The organism is Marinobacter sp. (assembly GCF_040882185.1).
In the GTDB taxonomy this organism is placed as follows: Bacteria; Pseudomonadota; Gammaproteobacteria; order Pseudomonadales; family Oleiphilaceae; genus Marinobacter.
Genome location: NZ_JBBEBW010000024.1, coordinates 12,716 through 33,621, shown reverse-complemented (window position 1 = coordinate 33,621; position 20,906 = coordinate 12,716). Strand labels below are relative to the sequence as shown.

At 54.3% G+C, this 20,906-nt stretch carries 20 protein-coding genes; 9 read left to right on the top strand and 11 right to left on the bottom strand.

The features are described 5' to 3' along the window. Positions 1-4: 4 nt before the first annotated feature. The gene (locus WEB64_RS13505) at positions 5-988 is read right to left on the bottom strand and encodes a LysR substrate-binding domain-containing protein (RefSeq protein ID WP_368060850.1); all 984 of its coding nucleotides are present in this window, start codon (positions 986-988) and stop codon (positions 5-7) included. A gap of 58 nt (positions 989-1,046) precedes the next feature. Here WEB64_RS13505 and WEB64_RS13500 point away from each other — a divergent pair, with 58 nt between their 5' ends. Beyond that, the gene (locus WEB64_RS13500) at positions 1,047-1,916 is read left to right on the top strand and encodes an NAD-dependent epimerase/dehydratase family protein (RefSeq protein ID WP_368060849.1); all 870 of its coding nucleotides are present in this window, start codon (positions 1,047-1,049) and stop codon (positions 1,914-1,916) included. Here the strand turns inward: WEB64_RS13500 and WEB64_RS13495 are convergent. The 5 genes from WEB64_RS13495 to WEB64_RS13475 all read right to left on the bottom strand — a co-directional run bounded on the left by WEB64_RS13495 (position 1,913) and on the right by WEB64_RS13475 (position 6,624). After that, positions 1,913-2,299, bottom strand: a complete 387-nt coding sequence (locus WEB64_RS13495) for a RidA family protein (protein ID WP_368060848.1) — start codon at positions 2,297-2,299, stop codon at positions 1,913-1,915. The genes WEB64_RS13500 and WEB64_RS13495 overlap by 4 nt on opposite strands. A gap of 81 nt (positions 2,300-2,380) precedes the next feature. After that, positions 2,381-4,531 carry a bifunctional (p)ppGpp synthetase/guanosine-3',5'-bis(diphosphate) 3'-pyrophosphohydrolase gene (locus tag WEB64_RS13490; RefSeq protein ID WP_368060847.1) on the bottom strand — a complete coding sequence of 717 codons (2,151 nt, stop codon included), beginning with the start codon at positions 4,529-4,531 and terminating at the stop codon, positions 2,381-2,383. 167 nt (positions 4,532-4,698) lie between these two features. After that, positions 4,699-4,911, bottom strand: coding sequence for a DNA-directed RNA polymerase subunit omega (gene rpoZ, locus WEB64_RS13485; RefSeq protein ID WP_368060846.1), 213 nt, complete (start codon positions 4,909-4,911; stop codon positions 4,699-4,701). Between the two features lie 157 nt (positions 4,912-5,068). After that, positions 5,069-5,707 carry a guanylate kinase gene (gene gmk, locus WEB64_RS13480; RefSeq protein WP_368060845.1) on the bottom strand — a complete coding sequence of 213 codons (639 nt, stop codon included), beginning with the start codon at positions 5,705-5,707 and terminating at the stop codon, positions 5,069-5,071. Between the two features lie 50 nt (positions 5,708-5,757). Continuing rightward, positions 5,758-6,624 (bottom strand): YicC/YloC family endoribonuclease, encoded by an 867-nt coding sequence (locus WEB64_RS13475; protein WP_368060844.1) that lies wholly within the window; start codon positions 6,622-6,624, stop codon positions 5,758-5,760. A 179-nt stretch (positions 6,625-6,803) separates the two neighbouring features. Here WEB64_RS13475 and rph point away from each other — a divergent pair, with 179 nt between their 5' ends. Beyond that, positions 6,804-7,523 carry a ribonuclease PH gene (rph, locus tag WEB64_RS13470; RefSeq protein ID WP_368060843.1) on the top strand — a complete coding sequence of 240 codons (720 nt, stop codon included), beginning with the start codon at positions 6,804-6,806 and terminating at the stop codon, positions 7,521-7,523. Positions 7,524-7,578: 55 nt separating this feature from the next. Here the strand turns inward: rph and WEB64_RS13465 are convergent, their stop codons facing one another. Further along, the gene (locus WEB64_RS13465) at positions 7,579-8,385 is read right to left on the bottom strand and encodes an exodeoxyribonuclease III (RefSeq protein WP_368060842.1); all 807 of its coding nucleotides are present in this window, start codon (positions 8,383-8,385) and stop codon (positions 7,579-7,581) included. Between the two features lie 81 nt (positions 8,386-8,466). Between WEB64_RS13465 and pyrE the strand changes: the two genes are divergently transcribed. Both pyrE and WEB64_RS13455 read left to right on the top strand, forming a co-directional pair. Continuing rightward, positions 8,467-9,105, top strand: a complete 639-nt coding sequence (gene pyrE, locus WEB64_RS13460) for an orotate phosphoribosyltransferase (protein WP_368060841.1) — start codon at positions 8,467-8,469, stop codon at positions 9,103-9,105. Between the two features lie 106 nt (positions 9,106-9,211). After that, the gene (locus tag WEB64_RS13455) at positions 9,212-9,871 is read left to right on the top strand and encodes a DUF4124 domain-containing protein (protein WP_368060840.1); all 660 of its coding nucleotides are present in this window, start codon (positions 9,212-9,214) and stop codon (positions 9,869-9,871) included. Between the two features lie 106 nt (positions 9,872-9,977). Here WEB64_RS13455 and WEB64_RS13450 read toward each other — a convergent pair whose 3' ends face one another. Both WEB64_RS13450 and WEB64_RS13445 read right to left on the bottom strand, forming a co-directional pair. Beyond that, a complete protein-coding gene (locus WEB64_RS13450; protein WP_368060839.1) occupies positions 9,978-10,397 on the bottom strand; it encodes a hypothetical protein in 420 nt (139 codons plus the stop codon). Positions 10,398-10,563: 166 nt separating this feature from the next. Beyond that, positions 10,564-10,878 (bottom strand): DUF2782 domain-containing protein, encoded by a 315-nt coding sequence (locus tag WEB64_RS13445; protein ID WP_368060838.1) that lies wholly within the window; start codon positions 10,876-10,878, stop codon positions 10,564-10,566. An 86-nt stretch (positions 10,879-10,964) separates the two neighbouring features. Here WEB64_RS13445 and polA point away from each other — a divergent pair, with 86 nt between their 5' ends. Next, complete coding sequence (gene polA, locus WEB64_RS13440) at positions 10,965-13,703, top strand: DNA polymerase I (protein ID WP_368060837.1); 2,739 nt, start codon at positions 10,965-10,967, stop codon at positions 13,701-13,703. Between the two features lie 13 nt (positions 13,704-13,716). Here the strand turns inward: polA and WEB64_RS13435 are convergent, their stop codons facing one another. Together WEB64_RS13435 and WEB64_RS13430 are read right to left on the bottom strand one after the other, a co-directional pair. Beyond that, entirely contained in the window at positions 13,717-14,838 is a 1,122-nt protein-coding gene (locus WEB64_RS13435; RefSeq protein WP_368060836.1) for a PilT/PilU family type 4a pilus ATPase, read from the bottom strand. A 53-nt stretch (positions 14,839-14,891) separates the two neighbouring features. Then, a complete protein-coding gene (locus tag WEB64_RS13430) occupies positions 14,892-15,926 on the bottom strand; it encodes a type IV pilus twitching motility protein PilT (RefSeq protein WP_368060835.1) in 1,035 nt (344 codons plus the stop codon). A gap of 109 nt (positions 15,927-16,035) precedes the next feature. Here WEB64_RS13430 and WEB64_RS13425 point away from each other — a divergent pair, with 109 nt between their 5' ends. From WEB64_RS13425 to WEB64_RS13410, 4 genes are all read left to right on the top strand, one after another. Next, complete coding sequence (locus WEB64_RS13425; protein ID WP_368060834.1) at positions 16,036-16,743, top strand: YggS family pyridoxal phosphate-dependent enzyme; 708 nt, start codon at positions 16,036-16,038, stop codon at positions 16,741-16,743. A gap of 60 nt (positions 16,744-16,803) precedes the next feature. Beyond that, a complete protein-coding gene (proC, locus tag WEB64_RS13420) occupies positions 16,804-17,646 on the top strand; it encodes a pyrroline-5-carboxylate reductase (protein WP_368060833.1) in 843 nt (280 codons plus the stop codon). 349 nt (positions 17,647-17,995) lie between these two features. Beyond that, positions 17,996-18,580 (top strand): YggT family protein, encoded by a 585-nt coding sequence (locus WEB64_RS13415; protein ID WP_368061017.1) that lies wholly within the window; start codon positions 17,996-17,998, stop codon positions 18,578-18,580. 221 nt (positions 18,581-18,801) lie between these two features. Next, a complete protein-coding gene (locus WEB64_RS13410) occupies positions 18,802-20,766 on the top strand; it encodes a dynamin family protein (RefSeq protein WP_368061016.1) in 1,965 nt (654 codons plus the stop codon). Positions 20,767-20,906: the final 140 nt, after the last annotated feature.

Below are 20,906 nucleotides of genomic sequence, written 5' to 3'. Positions count from 1 at the left end.
ATGCTCAGGCGCTGACCTTTGTCGGCGATGCATCTTTTGTGGGCGGTGTGTCTTTGCTCGCTTTTTCGATGACGCGGCACTGGCTTGCGGCCAGAGACAACACGTCTATCGCTTTTGGCCGGGGGAAGGTAACACGCCACGCCAATGCCACCGTGCGGGAGGGCACCGGCGCCACGAAAGGCCGAACAACCAGAACGTCCTCGTGATACTGCATCGCGGTCGCAGCTGACAGCGGCAAGACGGTAATCCCCAGCCCAGAAGCCACCATATGACGGATCGTTTCCAGGGAACTCCCTTCGGTTACAAGAGAGGGGCCGGAGGTTGCAGTGGTGGCTCGAGTAGTTACCGCAGCCACCAGCGGTGGGCATGATTCAAGCACCTGATCCCTGAAACAATGACCAGGGCCGAGCAATAACAGTTGCTCCTGGGCCAGCTCCTCGGCTGTTAACGCGTCTTTGCTGGCAAGGTGGTGTTTCGCCGGCAGCAGCACCACGAACGGCTCGTCATAAAGCGGTAGCGTGACGACTTCAGGCTCTGTAAAGGGTAACGCTATAATAATCGCGTCCAGCTCTGACTGACGTAGCTTCTGGCGCAGATTAGCTGTGTAATTCTCTTCAATAAACAAGGGCATATCCGGTGCGCCACGGCGCAATTCCGGAAGCAAATGCGGGAACAGGTAAGGCCCGATGGTATAGATCGCGCCCACTTTTAACGGCGAGTTGAGCTGGTTCTTGCCGTCCTGGGCCATATCCTTGATTACACCCACCTGATCGAGCACCCTTTGGGCCTGGTCAATTATTCGTTGTCCGGTCTCAGTCACCCGTATACTACTTTTGCTACGCTCGAACAACGGAATTCCGAGCTCGTCTTCGAGCTTTTTAACCGCCACACTCAGGGTAGGCTGGCTGACATGACACCGCTCGGCTGCCCTGCCAAAATGTTTCTCGCGGGCCAGGGTAACGATGTATCGTAATTCGGTAAGGGTCATGAGCAGCTCCGTTCAGTGTCCGAACTTATGATCTACAGAATAAGGATTGAGATTGACTATGGCAATCACAGAACACAGAAACCGACCCTGTATTCTGGTCGCTGGATGCGGCTCACTGGGTGGTGTGATCGCGCACACACTGTGTGAAAACGCAGAAGTCTACGGATTACGACGCAATGCAGATGCTATCAAGGCACCGGTTTTGCCGATTGGTGCTGATCTGCTGGAGCCTGCCGAACTCGCCTCAGCCATACCAGCGAACGTGGATGCCCTGATTTACTGCCTGACGCCGTCCAGTTACGATGACGCGGGTTACCAGGCTGCGTATGTGACCGGACTGAAAAACCTGCTTGCTGTGCTCGGCAGTGAGAACCTTTCCCGCGTGATATTTATCAGCAGTACCAGTGTCTATCATCAGGACGACGACGGTTGGGTAGACGAAAACAGCCCCACCGTGCCGGCAAAATTCAGTGGCCAGCGAATTCTTGAGGGCGAATCCGTGGCTCTGAACTGTGGCATACCTGCCACGATTATCAGGTTCAGCGGAATTTACGGCCCCTCAAGGCACCGTTTTCTCGCCGCGGTAAGACGGGGCGAAATGAATCCTTTAAATCCAGCGCCTTACACTAACCGGATTCATGAAGTCGATGCCGCCAATGCAGTAGTTCATCTGATGCAGGCGTCATTGCGAGGGGAAGCACTGGCGGAGCATTACATTGCCAGCGATTGTGAACCAGCTAGGCTGGCCGAAGTCGTCGCATGGGTACAAAACCAGACTCACTGCGCCCAACCCAAATCAGGAGCACGAGCTGGCGGCCGGGCAGGAAGCAAACGCTGCCGAAACCAGCGGTTGCTGGATTCCGGCTTTTCATTCCGCTATCCGGATTACCGGACGGGATACAGTGAAATGATTGAGCAGATAACCTAACTCAGCACCATGACGGCTTCCATTTCCACCGGTACACCTTTTGGCAAAGCTGAGACTTCAACGGCGGCTCTGGCCGGATACGGCTCCTGGAAGTAAGTCGCCATGATCTCATTGACCGTGGCGAAGTTGCTCAGGTCCGTCATATAGATATTGAGCTTTACAATATCCTGCAGACGGCCACCCGCTGCCTCGCATACGGCCTTCAGATTTTCAAATACCTGCCGGGTATTGGCAGCGAAGTCACCAGCTACAAGCTCCATGGTTTCCGGCACCAAGGGAATCTGGCCGGACAAGTAAACGGTGTCTCCGGCCTTGACCGCCTGAGAATAAGTGCCTATCGCCTGTGGGGCGTTTTCAGTCTGAATCACTGATTTGTTGGTCATGACGTCAGAGTCCTTATCTTGACTGGTTAGAAACGGAAAAACGCAATCCTCTCCCCTGCCCTGCAGGACTGTCAACCCCCGTTAATAGCGAACCCGACTGATGTGGGTCACTGCTTTAATGTTACGCACTCGCCGCATTACCCGTGCAAGATGCCGGCGGCCGTTCACGTGAACCACCAGGCTGACGATACTCAGCCGCGCGTTCTGCTCTTCGACATTGATCCGTTCGATGTTGCCGTCCGCTACCGCAACCGCATTTGCCACCTCTGCAATGACGCCGCGCTGGCGCTCCAGTTCCACCCGAAGCTCCACTGAAAACTCATCAGTGATGTCCTTGGCCCATTTGAGATGAGTAAGACGCTCTCTGGCTTCGCCTGCATCCGGCAGTCGCGTGCAAGTATCACTATGAATCAGCATGCCTTTACCGGAATCCATCACGCCGACCACCGGATCGCCGGGAATCGGCTTACAACAATTAGCGAAACGAACCAGTAACCCCTCGGTCCCCCGAATCGTTACCGGGCTGCCCGCATGCTTCCTGCCGGGCTGATTCAGGTCCGCGCCATCGTCCTTCTGTTCACTACCTGCGCCGCTCAACAATTGGCGCGCCACCAGATAAGCCATTCGATTTCCCAGCCCAATCTCGCAAAGCAGGTCCTCAAAACTGCCGACCTGATTGTGTAAGACCACGGCTTTGATCTGGCCTTCACTGATACCCGACAGTTTCTGATCGAACCCATTAAGAGACTTTTTCAGCAGGGTTTTACCCAACTCCAGTGACTCGGCTTTCTTCTGGAACTTCAACACATGGCGAATACTGCTGCGGGCTTTGCCGGTAATCACGAAACTCAGCCAGGCTGGATTGGGGCGTGCGCCGGGCGCTGTGATAATTTCAACCGTCTGTCCACTTTGGAGGGGCTGACTAAGAGAAGACAGGTTCCGGTTTACCCGACACGCCACGCAGGCGTTGCCGATATCGGTGTGGATGGCATAGGCAAAATCCACCGGCGTCGCGCCACCGGGGAGCTCCAGAATCTTGCCCTTTGGTGTGAAAACGTAGATTTCATCCGGGAACAGATCGTCTTTGACATGCTCGATAAATTCCAGCGAGTCGTCCGCCCGTTCACGCATTTCCATCAAACCTTTCACCCAATGATCAACGCGTTTCTGGTTAACGACGGAAACCTCGGACTGGTCGTTCTTGTACATCCAATGCGCCGCGATACCATTATTCGCGATTTGCTCCATTTCTTCAGTTCGGATCTGGATCTCAATATTGACGTGCATGCCGAACAATGTGGTGTGGATCGACTGGTAGCCGTTAGCTTTCGGCATTGCAATGTAGTCTTTGAACCGCCCTGGCAATGGCTTGTAGAGACTGTGGACGGCGCCCAGGATGCGGTAACAGTCGTCTTCGGTATCAGTGACGATCCGGAAGGCGTAGACGTCCATAATTTCATGGAACGATTTGTGTTTGAACTTCATCTTGTTGTAGATGCTGTTCAAATGCTTTTCGCGCCCCAGAATCCGACCGGGCAGACCCCGCTCAGTCAGCTTTTCTTCCAGGCGACCGCGGATCTCTTCGATGATCTCATGGTGGCTGCCCCTGAGCTTGCTGACGGCCTTGGAGATATAGCGGGAGCGCATGGGATAGAGCGAGGCAAAACCGAGATCTTCAAGCTCGGTGCAAACACTGTGCATGCCAAGTCGATTAGCAATGGGGGCGTAAATATCCAGGGTTTCGTTGGCAATGCGCTGGCGCTTTTCGTAGGGCAACGGCCCCAGCGTGCGCATGTTATGCAGCCGATCCGCCAGTTTCACCAGGATGACCCGGATATCCCTCGCCATGGCCAGGGTCATTTTCTGAAAATTTTCGGCTTGAGCCTCGGCGCGTGTGCGGAATTCAATCTGGGTCAGTTTGCTGACCCCGTCCACCAACTCGGCAACAGGCTCGCCGAACTGCTCAGACAGGGCATCTTTGGGGATGCCGGTGTCTTCTATAACGTCGTGCAGCATGGCTGCCATCAGGCTCTGATGATCAAGCCGAAGGTCGGCCAGGATATGGGCGACGGCAAGTGGGTGGGTAATGTAGGCTTCGCCACTACGACGCTTTTGGCCTTCATGGGCTTGTTCTGCGTAATAGTAGGCCCTGCGCACCTGATTGATACGCTCAACGTCCAGATATTGACTCAGCTGACTAGCCAGCCCCTCTACCGTAGCCTCTACTGACACCTCGCCCCCACCGACAGATAGAAATAGATCAGACAAAAAAACCCGAATGCGTACATTCGGGTCCTTCCGCGATGCCCTTGAAGACGGGCTAAACCCCTGCCTTCTCTACTACTATAAAACCGTCAGGGCAGAATTCAATGCCGCATAGCGGCATTGACCAAGTTTATTTATTCGTCGTCTTCTACCTTTAACAGATCGCGACTGACCAGACCCGCTGCAATTTCACGCAGGGCGATAACTGTCGGCTTGTCATTTGCTTCAGGGACCATCGGCTCGAAACCTTTGGTTGCAATCTGACGGGCACGTTTGGTTGCCAACATCACCAACTGGAAACGGTTATCAACGTGTTCCAGACAATCTTCAACGGTTACTCGTGCCATACTATTCCCCGACAGTGATTTCTTGAAAATGCTTTCGCAGTAATTTTTTAAGAAGCGCTTCTTCAGATGCGCTTCTGAATGCAGCTTGAAGTAGACCGCGTAGTGTAATCGCCGGCGATCAATTTGTATACATTCAATCCCTCAACCAAAGCCGCAACTAAAACCCATTGCCGGCCACCAGATCTCCGAGTAACGCCGCATAACGAGTCTCCTGAGCTTCGACCCGAAGGCGCTGGGCCGACACAACAGACAGCAGATCCGCAAGCGCCGTTCCGAAGTCGTCATTCACCACCAGATAATCAAACTCCAGAGCATGGCTGCATTCTTCCCGCGCTTCTTTCAGACGTCGCTCGACAACCTCCGGCGCATCGGTGCCCCGACCGGTAAGCCGCGCTCGCAAAACGGCTGCTGACGGGGGAACAATAAAAATACTGACGCACCCAGGCATCAGTCGTCGCACCTGACCCGCCCCCTGCCAGTCTATTTCGAGAATAACGTCGCGCCCGGATGCCAGAGTCTCAGCCACCCAGACCTGGGAAGTACCGTAGTAATTGCCGAACACATCGGCGTGCTCGAGGAATTCTCCCCGTTCGATCATGGCTTCGAATACCGGACGGTCGACAAAGTGATAATTGGTACCGTCCTGCTCGCCGGGACGAATACCACGGGTCGTATGGGATATGGAGACGCCCAACAGTGGGTCCTGTTGCAGCATGGCACCCACCAGACTGGTTTTACCGGCACCCGAAGGAGCTGAAATGACGTACAACGTGCCTTTTTCCACGGCCTGGTTCATTGCTTCCACTACTCCGGGACTGGATAGATAATTCAGTTAATGCTGATGGTTTACTCGAGGTTCTGCACCTGCTCACGCATTTGCTCAATCAGAACCTTGAGATCAACGGCGATACGGGTAACACGGGCATCGATGGATTTACTGCTAAGGGTATTGGCTTCACGATTCAGTTCCTGCATCAGGAAATCGAGTCGGCGACCGATAGCATCGCCGCTGTCGAGCGTACCGGTTACTTCACTAATATGGGCATCGAGCCTGTCGAGCTCTTCGGTAACATCCGATTTCTGGGCGACCATAACCATTTCCTGAGCGACCCGGTCGGCGTCGAGCTCTACCTTTGCCACCCTGAACCGCTCACGAAGGTTATGCTCCTGCGACGCCAGCAGTTCCGGCATCAGATTACGCACGGTGGCTAGGTGTTCACTCATGGTGGCCAGACGGTGATCGAACAGTGGCCTTAAACGATCACCCTCCCGCTCCCGGACGACGACCAGCTCGTCAACGGTACGCTCGAACAATTCAGCAGCAACGGACTTGATCGGCTGAAGGTCGCGTTCAGTGGTTTCCAGCACGCCAGGCCATCGCAGGATATCAATTGCATTGATATGGGCCGGGTTATCGAGAATCCGGTTGACGTGATTGGCCGCGTTGTTGAGCGCCTCTGCGAGCTCATCATTAACCTGCAGTCCCTGACCAGACGACTCTGCCAACTGCAAGCGCATACCCACATCAACCTTGCCCCGCTTGAGCCGCGACCGAAGCTGTTCGCGGAAGCTGTTCTCAAGCTCCCTAAGCACCTCCGGCAACCGGAAGGACGGCTCAAGGTAACGATGATTGACCGTTCGGATCTCGCAGGTCAGCGTGCCCCAGTCGCCCTGGGTATCCTGGCGTGCAAAGGCGGTCATGCTTCTGATCATAACGACTCCATCAAAATGTGGCGTTCAGTGCCCCAGTTTAACAGGCTGGCGCGCGCCCAGCGACCTTGGCCACAAGGCTGGTCCGACCGTGATATACTTCGCGCCACTCAGGGCCGCCATTATATCCCGCTCCTGCAGCGAAGCGGCCCGATCATTCATGAACAACTTCAGGAAACACTATGCGTCCTAGCGGAAGAGCTCCGGAACAACCCAGAGACATCAGGATCACCCGTCACTTTACTCGCCATGCCGAAGGCTCAGTGTTGGTCGAGTTCGGTGACACCCGGGTGATCTGTACCGCCTCGGTAGAGAACAAAGTACCGCCATTTCTTCGTGGCGAAGGCAAAGGCTGGATTACCGCCGAGTATGGCATGCTGCCCCGATCCACGGGCAGCCGGATGGGTCGGGAAGCCGCGCGCGGCAAACAAGGTGGCCGCACCGTTGAAATCCAGCGTCTGATCGGCCGCTCTCTGCGGGCAGCCGTCGACCTGTCCCGGCTTGGCGAACACTCCATAACAATCGACTGCGATGTGATACAGGCGGATGGAGGCACCCGCACGGCGGCCATAACCGGCGGTTGCGTCGCGCTTGTAGATGCACTGAACACTCTGGTGGCAAGCGGACGCCTCAGTCAGACACCGCTGGTACAGATGGTCGCGGCAGTATCCGTGGGTGTCTATAAAGGTACGCCAGTGGTTGATCTGGACTACCCGGAAGATTCCGAAGCCGAAACTGACATGAATGTGATCATGACCGACAAGGGCGGCTTCATCGAGATTCAGGGCACTGCTGAGGGCGCCCCGTTCGTGCAGAGCGAACTGGACAACATGCTAGCGCTGGCCAAAAGCGGGATTAATCGATTGTTTGAGATTCAGAACGCTGCGTTGTCTAACCAGTAAAATCAAGAGTCGCGCCGGGGTTGATAACGACCCCGGGGACACTGATTCGCTGTGATTAAAAGCCGATTTCGATGTCGTAATCCATGATGACAGGGGCGTGATCAGAAAAACGCGTACTGCTGTCAATCCACCCGTCTGATACCGTTTTCCGGATCCCTGGAGTAACCAGCTGATAGTCGGTACGAATACCCGCATGACGGCGCCAGCCCTCTGCCCACTCCGGCCACCAGCTATACTGATTACTTTGCTTGTTAATTTCGCGGAATGCATCAATACAGCCCATTTCCTCGAATAGCCGGTCCAGCCATGCCCGTTCGTGGGGCAAAAATCCAGATATATCCAGCTTGTGATAGCGGGAGCTGGCATCGGTCACATGGTGTGCCGCCTGAAGGTTCGCGCAAAAAATAAACTGACGGCGCTTACGCAAGGTCTTCTGCATATGAAGACCGAAGGCCTCCATAAAATCATCCTTGTGATCCAGTACGGTGAGGTCATCTTCACCAAGCAGTTCATCTTCCCGGCCCAAAGCACAGGGGGCCAGTACGCAGGCGACGCTGACCTTGTCAAAATCGGCCTGAATAAAACGGCCCTCCCGGTCAGCCTGTTCGTTGGCAAAGCCATACATGATCGCCTTGGGAAAATGGCGGGTGTAAATTCCGACACCCCCATCTTCATTGTGCTCGCCATCAATGAAATAGGCCTCATATCCTTCAGGAATGAGACCGAGATCTTCAACTTCATAGGCGCGCATGCGGTGATCCTGGACGCAAACAACGTCTGCATCCTGCTTGGCCAGCCAGTCAAAAAAGCCCTTGTCAATGGCCTGGGCCAGACCATTAACGCTGATCGAAACTACCCGCATACGTGTTCCCTGATTCGCTTTGTGTGTATGATACCGGTTTTACACGTTAATAAAAGAACCACACTCGCCAGAAGCCTTGCCATGCACGACTATCAGCACGATTTTATTAGATTTGCCATTGCCCGGAACGTACTCCGTTTTGGAGAGTTCTCTCTGAAATCCGGCCGCACCAGCCCCTACTTTTTCAATGCGGGCCTGTTTAACACCGGCGATGATCTCCTGCAACTCAGCAAAGCCTACGCTGCTGCGTTGAAACGCAGCGGCCTGAATTATGACATTATTTTCGGGCCTGCCTATAAGGGCATTCCGCTGGCCACCGCTACCGCTATGGCCCTTGCTGCAGAAGGCGAAAACCGCCCTTACGCCTTCAACCGTAAAGAGAAAAAAGACCATGGTGAGGGCGGCAACATAGTAGGTGCACCCTTGGCAGGCAAGGTCCTGATTGTTGACGACGTCATTACCGCCGGTACCGCTATCCGTGAATCTATCGACCTGATAAAAAGCGCCGGGGCGGAACCCGCCGGGGTGCTGGTCGCCCTTGACCGACAGGAACGTGGGCGCGGTGAACTCTCGGCCATTCAGGAGGTGGAATCCGAATTTTCTATTCCGGTTATCAGCATCATCCAACTCGACCAGATACTCGACTTCCTCCAGAGCAACGCCGGTTTTGACACTCATGCAAGGAGCGTTGCCCAATATCGCGAAACTTATGGCGTCTGACGATTTTGCACAAACCGGTAACAATATGACGTGGTAAGAGGCGGCAGGTTTGGTATGCTCAAAATGTAACGTCGTCTGAAACCGCTGGAGCTTCTCTGTCATTATTATGAATCGTCCAATTCAAATCAGCGCCTGCCTGTTCTTCATTTCCTTAATAATCACCAGCACTTCACTCCAGGCTCGCATGTATCGCTATGTCGATAAAAGTGGCCAGATGGTCATTAGCAACACGGTGCCTCAGGAGGCCTCAACCCGAGGCTACGATATTCTCAATGCCCAGGGCAGAGTCGTCGAAACCGTTGCCCCCGCTCCAACCGAAGCAGAGCTCGCTGAACGCGCGGCCGCGAAGGCACGGGAGCAAAGAGCTCAACAACAACACCTGAACGACACCAAACTGCTACGCCGCTATAGCCACCCGGACGATGCGGTGCGCGCAATGCATCGTAAACTGAATGAAATGCAAAGCCTGAGCCAACTCAAGGAAGGCAACATATCTGTGATCGTGAACCAACTGGACGACGAACAATCCCGAGCAGCGAATATGGAACGCTCCGGTCGCGAGATTCCGGAAGCAGCGCTGGAAAAGATTGATCGGCTTCAGAGCCAGGTACGTGATATCGAGCGTGAGATTACTATCCAGAACTTTGAGGTGGAAACGATGCGCAAACAGTTTATGCGTGACATCCGCCGGCTTGAAGAAATCACCGGCGAAGAGCGCACACTTTCCACAGAGCCGACTAAGCCGGGCAGCGAATCAAAAAGCTGATATCTCCTGGCGCCCCCAGAACACTGGGCTTTGGACACGCCCGATAATAATTCGTGGATACAAAAAAGGCCGCCCTCAGGCGACCTTCCTTTTATCGACCCTGCTTTCAGGCAGATTCAGTCGTCGTAGTCTTCTTGGCCGGGCTCTTGCGTGCAGTCGGCTTTTTGGTATTAACCTTGTGCTTGGTTGACTGAGCGACACTGGTTACGTCGTCAGCGGCGTCAGATACGGTATCAGATACCGCATCAGTACCGTCAGCTGCTTCTTTCTCCAGCTTTGATACAACGTCGGCCGCATAGCCATTCAGGCGAAGGTTCAAACTGCGAAGCTGCTCGAACAGCGTTTCGCTGTAACCATAGTAACGCTCACGCAGAGCCTTGACACTGTATTCACGAGCTTCGGATTCGAGCTTCTCAGCGTATTGGAAAGGCTTGGCCGACAGTTTCTTCTGTTGCTCTTCTGCGGCATTAATACCTTTCTCAACGATTTCTTGGATCTGTTCCTGATATGTCTTGAGTTTACCCATTTTGATTCTCCTGATTGCCAGTGATCGCTTCGATTGAAAAACGATTCACGAAGCGAATGTGTCGACAGATATCCGTCGAACCTTTAATTCAGGAGTAAGCCTACGGTGAAAAATTAGAGTGTTCATACTAGAGCGTAAAAAAATATCAAAGAAGGAAAATCGCCTGCTACCACCGGAAGATGACCCAACTGGGCACAAGTATGCGAGTCTCATCCTCCCGAATCCAACCGCCTCCCTGCGCAGGCACCAGGTAATATTCAAGTCCCACCGAAGGCACCACCTTGATCTCCACCAGTTCTCCGTTTACCCGATACTCATAGAAGGTGGCATTTTCCCCTGACCGGATAATAATCTGGGGCTCGAGAGGGTCCGGCTGGTAATCCGAAACCACCACAGGCTCTTTTGGTAACTCGACTTCGTCTGCTGAAACCCAGGAAGCCGTCAGGCAGATGAGGACGAGCAATCCGGCGGTGTTTTTCATTTTCGTGGTAACCTTTAGGCCCAGCTATATACCAAAGATTACACAAGATAATTAACACTTCAATCTGAACCCGGGCCCGATTTGATATGAGTCAGCAGCAAACCCCTCCGATTATTCTCGTGGATGGTTCATCCTATCTGTTCCGTGCGTTCCACGCGTTGCCACCTCTGACCACCAGTAAAAATCATCCCACCGGTGCTATTAAAGGTGTGATCAGCATGATCCGGCGGCTAGAGCAGGACTTTCCAGCGTCTAAAATCGTGGTGGTGTTCGATGCCAAAGGCAAAACCTTCCGTAATGACCTTTATCCTGAGTACAAGGCTAATCGGCCCCCGATGCCCGAAGACCTGGGCTGCCAGATCGCGCCGATTCACGACATTATCAAAGCTATGGGTCTGCCATTACTGGTCGTGCCCGAAGTTGAAGCTGATGACGTCATAGGCACCCTTGCCAACGAGGCCACCGACAAAGGTGTTGAAGTGGTTATTTCAACCGGTGATAAGGACATGGCACAGCTGGTCAGCGACCATGTCACGCTGATTAACACCATGACTGAAACCCGGATGGACCGGGAAGGCGTGATCAGTAAATTCGGCATTAGCCCGGAGCAGATTGTGGATTACCTCGCCCTGGTGGGCGATCCCGTCGATAACATTCCCGGCGTTAACAAATGTGGGCCGAAAACCGCGGTTAAGTGGCTTCAGCAATTCGACAATCTTGATAACGTGATGGCCAATGCCGACCAAGTCAAAGGCAAGATTGGCGACTATCTTCGAGAAGCATTGGACAAGCTGCCGTTGAGCCGCCAACTGGCAACCATCAAAACCGATGTAGAGATGGACTTCGGCATTCAGGAACTCGAGCTGGCCCCTCAACACGACGGGAAGTTGCTGGAGCTGTTCACAGAGTACGAGTTTAAAAGCTGGATCGCGGAACTCAGTCAAGCGCCATCCTCGGCTGAGGCCGACAATCAAACAATACCCGCTGAAGTCACATCGAAACTCGCCCGTACCGAGCGGCGTTATTCTGTTGTTACCGATCAGGCTGAGCTGGACCAGTGGGTGAAGAGACTCGAAAAAGCGCCATTGTTTGCATTTGACACCGAGACCACCAGCCTGAGCTACATGAAAGCGGAGATCGTTGGTGTCTCATTTGCTATTGAGCCAGGCGAAGCTGCCTATGTGCCCTTGGGCCATGACTACATGGGCGCGCCTGAGCAGCTCGATCGCGACGCGGTGCTAAAGCAACTCAAGCCCCTGCTTGAAAACCCGGATCGACCAAAGCTCGGCCAGAATCTCAAATACGATAAAAACGTGTTGGCCAATCACGACATATCTCTTGAAGGCATTGCCGAAGACACCATGCTCGAATCCTACGTGTTGAATTCCGTGAGTTCCCGACACGATATGGACAGCCTGGCCCTGCAACACCTGGGGGAGCAAACCATCACCTTCGAATCCATCGCCGGGAAAGGCGCCAAACAGCTGACGTTCAATCAGATCGACCTGGCGCAGGCGGGCCCTTACGCGGCTGAAGATGCCGACATTACCTTACGGCTCCATCAGGTGCTCCGACCAAAACTGGCTGAAACAGGCAGACTCGAGTCGGTCTACGAAGAGATTGATCTGCCGCTAGTGCCTGTGCTGTCGCGTATGGAGCAGCGCGGGGCGCTGATTAATGCCAGTACGCTGAGGCTGCATAGCCAGGAATTGGCTGAACGCATGGCAGAGCTCGAGAAAGAAGCCCATGAACAAGCTGGCGAGACTTTCAATCTGGGTTCCCCCAAGCAGCTTCAGGCGATTTTCTACGACAAGCTTGGTTTGCCAGTGATCAAAAAAACACCCAAAGGCCAACCCTCAACGGCAGAACCCGTGTTGCAGGAACTTGCCCATGACTACCCCCTGCCCCGGGTCATTCTCGAGCACCGCAGCCTGAGCAAGCTCAAGTCGACCTATACTGATCGCTTGCCAGAGATGATCAATCATCGCACTGGTCGGGTTCATACCTCTTACCATCAGGCAGTTACTGCCACAGGACGCCTGTCCTCCTCCGAGCCTAACCTGCAGAACATTCCCATTCGAAGCGAACAGGGACGCCGGATCCGACAAGCCTTTGTGGCGCCCGACGGATTCAAACTGATGGCCGCAGACTATTCCCAGATTGAGTTGCGCATCATGGCCCACCTCTCCGGCGATAAGGGCCTGCTGACGGCTTTTGGAAAAGGTGAAGACATTCATCGCGCCACGGCGGCGGAAGTCTTTGGCAGCGATGTTGATTCCGTAACGGCTGATCAAAGGCGCAGCGCAAAGGCGATCAATTTCGGCCTGATCTACGGTATGTCAGCCTTTGGCCTGGCGCGCCAGCTAGGAGTTCCTCGAGGCGAGGCCCAGCAGTACATTGACCGTTACTTTGACCGATACCCTGGCGTTTTAAGGTATATGGACGCTATCCGGAAACAGGCCCACGACGACGGTTTTGTGGAAACCCACTTTGGCCGGCGATTATACCTGCCGGAGATCAATGCCAAAAACAAACAAATGCAGCAGGCCGCCGAGCGGACGGCCATCAACGCGCCCATGCAGGGCACGGCTGCGGACATCATCAAACGCGCCATGTTGACCGTTGAAGACTGGTTACTACGCGAGCACGGTGACGACGCGCGGATGGTCATGCAAGTGCACGATGAACTGATTCTGGAAGTTCGCGAAGCCATGGTCGATAAGATTCGAGAAGGGCTGATCAAACGGATGTCAGCTGCTGCAAAACTGGACGTACCGCTGCTGGTCGAAGCCGGCACCGGGGACAACTGGGATCAGGCGCACTAGCGCCGCATCCCCTTCAGTCGTTCTGGATGGACAGTTTATCAACACTGGAAGACAGTTTGTCCGAACCGTGGGCATCGGCACCCAGCTTGATCATCAGTCGCAGGTCATTAGCTGAATCCGCGTGCGCCAGTGCATCTTCATAGGTAATCGAACCCTCAGCATACAGTTTATACAAGGCCTGATCGAAGGTCTGCATACCCGATTCGCCTGATCTGGACATCAGTTCCTTGAGCTTATGAACCTCACCTTTACGGATCATATCCGCCACCAGCGGCGTGTTGATCAGAACCTCGATAACAGCCCTTCGGCCTTTGCCATCCGGGGTCGGTATCAACTGCTGGGCGACAATGGCTTTCAGGTTAAGGGACAGATCCATCCATATCTGATTATGTTGATCCGGATTAAAAAACTGGATAATCCGATCAAGCGCTTGGTTGGCGTTGTTGGCGTGGAGCGTAGCGAGACACAGATGACCGGTTTCCGCAAACTGCACCGAGTACTCCATCGTCTGCTTGGTGCGCACCTCACCAATCAATATGACGTCCGGCGCCTGCCGCAGTGTATTTTTCAATGCAACGTCAAAGCTTGCGGTATCAATACCCACTTCTCGCTGGGTAACAATGCAACCCTGATGCTGGTGAACGAATTCGATGGGGTCTTCAATGGAAATAATATGACCCCGGCTATTGCGGTTACGATGACCAATCATCGCAGCCAGGGAGGTCGATTTACCGGTACCGGTTGCACCCACAAACAGGATCAGACCTCGCTTTGTCATCGCCAGATCCTTGATAACCTCTGGCAGTTCAAGCTCATCCAGCTGCGGAATCTTCACTTCGATCCGTCTCAATACCATGCCGCAGATGTTGCGTTGGAAAAACGCGCTGGCTCGAAAACGCCCTATACCCCGGGCGCTGATGGCGAAATTACACTCATGAGTCTCGTCAAACTCCGCTCGCTGTTTATCGTTCATGGCACCATAAACAAACTCACGTGTCTGCTCTGGCGTCAGAGCGCTCTTCGTTACTGGCAACACCTTGCCATTCACCTTCATGCTGGGCGGAACGCCGGCGGTAATGAAGAGGTCAGACCCGCCTTTTTCAACCATCAGACGAAGAAGCTTTTCGAAGTCCATTAGAGCACCTGTTCCTGGGCGTTACACATAAATAGAGGCCAAGCAGATCTTGGCTAGAAATTATCCGGCATTTTGGCTTTCATCCGTGCCGACTCCCGTGAAATCAGGCCCTTCTGCAGCAGCTTCTGCAGCGTCTGATCCAGAGTTGTCATACCCAACTGACCGCCGGTCTGAATCGCAGAGTACATCTGGGCGACCTTGTCCTCTCGAATCAGGTTACGAATTGCTGCCGTGCCAATCATGATTTCATGAGCTGCGATCCGACCACCGCCCATTTTTTTCATCAACGTCTGGGAAACAACGGCCTGCAGCGACTCAGACAACATCGAGCGCACCATGGATTTTTCTTCCGCCGGAAATACGTCAACGATCCGGTCAATCGTTTTGGCAGCGGAGGTGGTGTGCAGAGTACCAAACACCAAGTGCCCAGTTTCTGCGGCAGTGAGTGCCAGACGGATGGTTTCAAGATCTCGCAGCTCGCCGACCAGAATAATGTCGGGGTCTTCACGTAGGGCTGAACGCAAAGCTTCGTTGAACCCAAGAGTATCGCGGTGCACCTCACGCTGGTTAACCAGGCACTTTTTGGACTCGTGCACAAACTCGATGGGGTCTTCTATCGTCAAAACGTGCTCGTATCGCGTGTCATTTATGTAGTCGAGCATCGCGGCCAATGTCGTGGATTTACCGGAACCGGTAGGCCCGGTGACCAAAACCAAGCCACGGGGCACGGAAGACACGTCCTTGAAGACCTGGCCCATGCCGAGATCTTCCATGGTCAGAACCTTCGAAGGGATAGTCCGGAAGACCGCGCCGGACCCGCGGTTCTGGTTAAACGCGTTAACCCGGAAACGTGCGACACCGGGTACTTCAAAAGAAAAATCGGTTTCGAGAAATTCTTCGTAATCCTTACGCTGCTTATCATTCATGATGTCGTAAATCAGCCCGTGAACTTCTTTATGTTCCATCGGGGGCAGATTGATGCGACGCACGTCGCCATCGACACGAATCATGGGAGGGAGGCCAGCTGACAGGTGCAAGTCAGACGCACCCTGTTTCGCCGAGAAGGCCAGCAGTTCAGTAATATCCATAAAATTCCTCGGAGGGCTTTTCTTATTCAGACCTAAAACCTATTGGCATTTCAGTGGCCTGCGGGTAACGTGTCAGCCAGCATACAGACGCATTGAGCGCCGGATTAACATGACAAACAGCATAGCAGACAACATCGGGAGCGTAACCCGACGCATACAAAAAGCAACAATGGCGGCAGGCCGCGACATCGGTGCGGCCCGGCTGCTCGCGGTCAGTAAAACTCGCTCGTCCGGGGATATACGTGCAGCGGTGTCTGAAGGCCTGTGTGCGTTTGGCGAGAACTACCTTCAGGAAGCTCTGGATAAAATGGCAGAGCTTCAGGATCTATCGGAATTGGAGTGGCATTTCATCGGCCCCATCCAGTCCAACAAGACCCGGGCGATCGCCGAGCATTTTGCTTGGGTACACAGTGTGGATCGCCTCAAAATTGCCGAGCGCCTGAATGACCAGAGACCGGATGCCCTGCCCCCACTCAACATCTGCATTCAGGTTAATGTTGACGGTGAAAACAGCAAAGCAGGCTGCACGGTGAACGAGCTGCCGGAACTCGCCCAGCAGATATCGGAACTGCCCAGGCTCTGTTTGCGGGGCCTGATGGCCATTCCCGATCCAAGCCAGTCCAATACGCGACTACAGCGCAGTTTCCAGACCCTCGCTGGAGCACTTGCGGCGATGCGGAAAAACCTTCCCGATGCCGACGCGCTGGACACGCTCTCTATGGGCATGTCTGGAGATCTGGAACTGGCGATTGCCGAAGGCGCGACCTGGGTTCGCGTTGGCACTGCCCTGTTCGGAGAACGGCCAGCCAAGAGCTGAATCGGTTTTATCCTGTTATCATCGGGTCAATTACGTCCATTCGTTTTATCGGAGTCTATTGTGAGCTCATCAGCAACCATTTCATTTATTGGCGCAGGCAATATGGCCACCGCCATCATCGGGGGCATGCTGGCAAACGGTTTTACGGCTTCCAGCATATGGGTAAGTGCACCGGACGACAGTCATTTACAAACCATCCGGCAGCGATTCGGCGTCAGCGTTACGACGGACAACCGCCACTGCGCGCAGCAGGGAGATATAGTTGTGCTGGCGGTTAAACCCCAGGTCATGCGGGACGTCTGTGACAGCATTGCGCCGGTGGTTCAAAACACCCGCCCCTTGGTGGTATCCATCGCTGCCGGGCTTGAAACGGCGACCCTGGATGGCTGGTTGGCTGGTGGACTGCCACTGGTTCGCGTTATGCCCAACACGCCCTCGCTGGTCGGGAAAGGCGCCGCCGGGCTATACGCCAATGAGGCAGTGACAGCGGCTCAGAAAGCGAGCGTCGAATCCGTGTTCAGTAGCATCGGCTCCGCACTGTGGGTGGAAGAGGAAAACCTGCTCCATGCCGTTACCGCGCTTTCCGGCAGCGGACCCGCTTACTTCTTCCTGATGCTCGAAGCGCTGGAAGAAGCAGCCACTAACGCAGGCATTGAGAGCACCACCGCACGAAAGCTGGCGATTCAAACGATGGCCGGCGCGGCGGAAATGGCTGCCCGGAGCGAGTTCGATCCAGCTCAGCTCAAACGAAATGTCATGTCTCCCGGTGGAACCACAGAACAAGCGATCAACAGCTTTGAAAAAGGTGGGCTACGTGACCTTGTCAAGGGCGCCTACGGGGCAGCATTCAAACGCTCCGAAGAGATGGCCCGGGAGTTAGCCTCCCCCGACGACGGTCACTGATTTGTTGCTGATGCGGGGTGGAAAACCGTTCTCATCACCCCTACTAAGGAGCCTCTGATTAACTCCTGGATCATCTCTGGTTTTCAGAGCGATTTACAATTAAGGCGCGACTTCGCAGGAATGTCTGGACCTTGCAAGAAGTCGCAACGCAGAGTGTGAATCGCTCTGAAAGCCCCGAAGGGCGTGCTCTGAAGGCTGCATCTGCGGCGTTGCGACTCTTGCCAAGGGCTACGGCCATTGGCGGCGAGCCGCGCCTGGCACCTACAGCCTTCAGAGCACGCAGAGACGATTCAGGAGTTAACCAGAGGCTCCCTAACTACACTATGGCTCACCACGGAGTAACCGCTTTATGCTGTCGCAGATTCTCATAACTACGCTGCAAATTGTCTCGACGTTCTACCTGACTATTGTATTGCTGCGCTTTCTGCTGCAACTGGCAAAGGCGGATTTTTACAACCCGATCTCCCAATTTGTGGTGAAAGCCACCAATCCACCCCTGAAACCTCTGCGCAAAATCATTCCGGGTCTGGGCCCGGTGGACGGCGCTGCCCTCGTACTGGCCATCCTGGTACAGATGCTGGCTTTCGTGCTGATCCTGATGACCCTCAACAGTGGGGTACCCGCCATCAACCCCATTACCTTGTTGGCCTGGTCGGTGATCACCGTGCTTGGACTGATCGTGAAGATCTATTTCTGGTCAGTGATCGCGGTGGTCGTGGTGAGCTGGATCGCCCCTGGCAGCAACCATCCGGCCATCCAGTTGGTAGCCCAGATAACCGAACCGCTGATGCGTCCGGTCCGCAACGTTATGCCGTCTATGGGCGGGCTCGACCTGTCTCCCATTGTAGTTTTCCTGATCCTTAATATTATGTCTGTGGTGATTAACCACATGGCCGCTGCAGCGGGCCTTGGCAGCATTGGCGTAGCTCTTTGAACTACGCGCCGGCCTTCGGGCCGGTTACAATTCAATAACGCAATGACACACCAACCTCCAAAACTGCAATCAATTGATTACGAAAGACTTTTGACCATTCATTGCCCTCCCTGCTATATAGATATGTCCTGACTGTAAACCGGTTCGCAAACCGAACGGCAGGGCAGACCTACCCTCGTGAATGTCCAGACTTGTACTCAGCGGAATAAAAGGCCGGCGCAATGAATGCTTCAGGAAGTTTGTCTCACCAGGTCGAGGCATACCATTCATGGAAAAAGGAACTGATCCGCCAAATCAGCCGGTACCGTCTCTGGTTGCAGGATAACGATCTTTTTTCCGAAGATATCAGCAGCCGTATTCGGCGCGGCCTTGAGCTGCTTGTCGAAGACGAGTTGACCATTGCTTTTGTCGGCGAATATTCACGCGGCAAGACCGAACTGATCAACGCTCTGTTTTTTGCCGATTATGGCCAGCGTATGCTGCCATCCGAGGCCGGGCGTACTACCATGTGCCCCACGGAACTGTTTTTTGACCGCGTAGAAAATCGGAACTACCTGCTTTTACTGCCCATTGAAACCCGGTGTGAAGACCGCTCTCTGCATCAGCTCCGTAAGGACCCGGCTCGCTGGACGCGCCATGAACTGAATGATGACGACCCCGATATCATGCGGGAGGTGTTGGCGGAAGTGGCAAAGGTCAAAAGCGTCCGGCCCACTGAAGCCAGGGAACTGGGCTTTCATGAAGACATGCTTGAGCATGACCGCGAAAGCCCCGGTCATGTGTTGATTCCGGCCTGGCGTAACGCCCAGATCAGCATCCGTCACCCATTATTCGAGCGAGGGTTACGTATCCTTGACACCCCGGGCTTGAATTCTCTGGGGTCTGAGCCGGAACTTACTATCAGCCTGCTGCCCGCCGCTCATGCCATTATCTTTCTGTTAAGTGCAGACACCGGCGTTACTGCCAGCGATATGACGATATGGAAAGACTACATTGCCACTGACAACGCTGACCATCGCGCTGGCCGCTTTGCAGTACTGAACAAGATCGACGTGCTCTGGGATGATCTTCAGGGCGAGGCCCATTTGAACGAGTCTATAGGGCGAATTCAGCATTACACCGCTGACCGTCTGGACATCCGCGCCACTGATGTCATCCCTGTCTCGGCGAAACAGGGTTTGCTGGCTCGCATCCGCAACGACGATGAATTGTTTGAGCGTAGCCACCTGAACGAACTGGAACGGTTGATCATTGATCGCATCCTGATGCACAAGGAACAACTGATCACCCAGAGCCTGATCAATGACCTGATAGGCATGCTGCAAAACAGTCACGCGGCGATGCAGTCACGGCTGGACGGATTACAGGAAGAGCTCGACTCCTGCACAGAGACCAATATGGACCGCGACGCCCTTGGAAGGCTGGCGGACCGCGCCCAGAGAGACTATGAATTCTATTATAAGAAACTTATCACCCTGCGCTCCAGCCGTCGCCTGATGCAATCCCAGGGCGATATGTTACTGGAAATGGTCAGTGAAGAGCGCTTTGAAAGCCATGCTGAGAAGGTTCGCGGGTTATTGACCAAGAGTTGGTCTACGGCTGGCATGAGCCGCGCCATGAACCATTTTTTTGAACTAATTGAAGACGACCTCAGCAACCTCATGTCCGAAGGCCGTCTGGCGGAAAAAATGGTCGGCGCCATTTATCGCCGCTACAACGAAGACACCCGCGCCCGTCATCTGGAGGCGATTCCGCTGCGTGCCGGGCGCCATGTGATTGCGATCCGTGAGCTGCGCAAGAAAGCCAACCGGTTTCGTCGCAACCCCAAGAATATGTTGACCGAACAGACTCTGCTCATCAGACGTTTCTTCAATGTCATGGTGGGTGAAGCCCGCACACTGCATCAACGGGTGCGCAAAGACGTTGAACGTTGGCCGGAGGAAGCCCTGCTGCCTATCATGCAGTACTCCATGGAGCAAAAACGGCTACTGGAGCATCAGGTTCGACGTATTCGCGACATGGTCCGCAATGACAGGGGCTCAAAAGAAGAGCGCCAGCGGCTGCAGGAGAGCATCTCTGACCTGCGTCGGCAACTGGAACTGGCAGACAACATGCACCGCCAAATCCGCAAACCAGCTCCGACTCTCATTCAGCAAAAAGTCGTCAATATTTCTGGTATTGCCTGAGACACCTACCGGTTCCCCACCGGTTGCAGCCCTGCCGTCTCGCCATTAAACTGCAGGGCTGGCACGTTAGCGGCTTTCGGTTCATTATCGTGCTCCAGAAAACATCAAAGCCGTTTTGCCTCCGGCCCACTGTCGATCTT

What these genes read in the sequence shown, in the direction of transcription:
- polA (WP_368060837.1), top strand. Translation starts at nt 10,965, where the DNA reads ATGAGTCAGCAGCAAACCCCTCCGATTATTCTCGTGGATGGTTCATCC.
- WEB64_RS13450 (WP_368060839.1), bottom strand. Translation starts at nt 10,397, where the DNA reads ATGGGTAAACTCAAGACATATCAGGAACAGATCCAAGAAATCGTTGAG.
- WEB64_RS13475 (WP_368060844.1), bottom strand. Translation starts at nt 6,624, where the DNA reads ATGATCAGAAGCATGACCGCCTTTGCACGCCAGGATACCCAGGGCGAC.
- gmk (WP_368060845.1), bottom strand. Translation starts at nt 5,707, where the DNA reads ATGAACCAGGCCGTGGAAAAAGGCACGTTGTACGTCATTTCAGCTCCT.
- WEB64_RS13495 (WP_368060848.1), bottom strand. Translation starts at nt 2,299, where the DNA reads ATGACCAACAAATCAGTGATTCAGACTGAAAACGCCCCACAGGCGATA.
- WEB64_RS13425 (WP_368060834.1), top strand. Translation starts at nt 16,036, where the DNA reads ATGACAAACAGCATAGCAGACAACATCGGGAGCGTAACCCGACGCATA.
- WEB64_RS13435 (WP_368060836.1), bottom strand. Translation starts at nt 14,838, where the DNA reads ATGGACTTCGAAAAGCTTCTTCGTCTGATGGTTGAAAAAGGCGGGTCT.
- WEB64_RS13445 (WP_368060838.1), bottom strand. Translation starts at nt 10,878, where the DNA reads ATGAAAAACACCGCCGGATTGCTCGTCCTCATCTGCCTGACGGCTTCC.
- pyrE (WP_368060841.1), top strand. Translation starts at nt 8,467, where the DNA reads ATGCACGACTATCAGCACGATTTTATTAGATTTGCCATTGCCCGGAAC.
- WEB64_RS13415 (WP_368061017.1), top strand. Translation starts at nt 17,996, where the DNA reads ATGCTGTCGCAGATTCTCATAACTACGCTGCAAATTGTCTCGACGTTC.
- WEB64_RS13430 (WP_368060835.1), bottom strand. Translation starts at nt 15,926, where the DNA reads ATGGATATTACTGAACTGCTGGCCTTCTCGGCGAAACAGGGTGCGTCT.
- rph (WP_368060843.1), top strand. Translation starts at nt 6,804, where the DNA reads ATGCGTCCTAGCGGAAGAGCTCCGGAACAACCCAGAGACATCAGGATC.
- WEB64_RS13465 (WP_368060842.1), bottom strand. Translation starts at nt 8,385, where the DNA reads ATGCGGGTAGTTTCGATCAGCGTTAATGGTCTGGCCCAGGCCATTGAC.
- rpoZ (WP_368060846.1), bottom strand. Translation starts at nt 4,911, where the DNA reads ATGGCACGAGTAACCGTTGAAGATTGTCTGGAACACGTTGATAACCGT.
- WEB64_RS13455 (WP_368060840.1), top strand. Translation starts at nt 9,212, where the DNA reads ATGAATCGTCCAATTCAAATCAGCGCCTGCCTGTTCTTCATTTCCTTA.
- WEB64_RS13410 (WP_368061016.1), top strand. Translation starts at nt 18,802, where the DNA reads ATGAATGCTTCAGGAAGTTTGTCTCACCAGGTCGAGGCATACCATTCA.
- WEB64_RS13505 (WP_368060850.1), bottom strand. Translation starts at nt 988, where the DNA reads ATGACCCTTACCGAATTACGATACATCGTTACCCTGGCCCGCGAGAAA.
- WEB64_RS13500 (WP_368060849.1), top strand. Translation starts at nt 1,047, where the DNA reads ATGGCAATCACAGAACACAGAAACCGACCCTGTATTCTGGTCGCTGGA.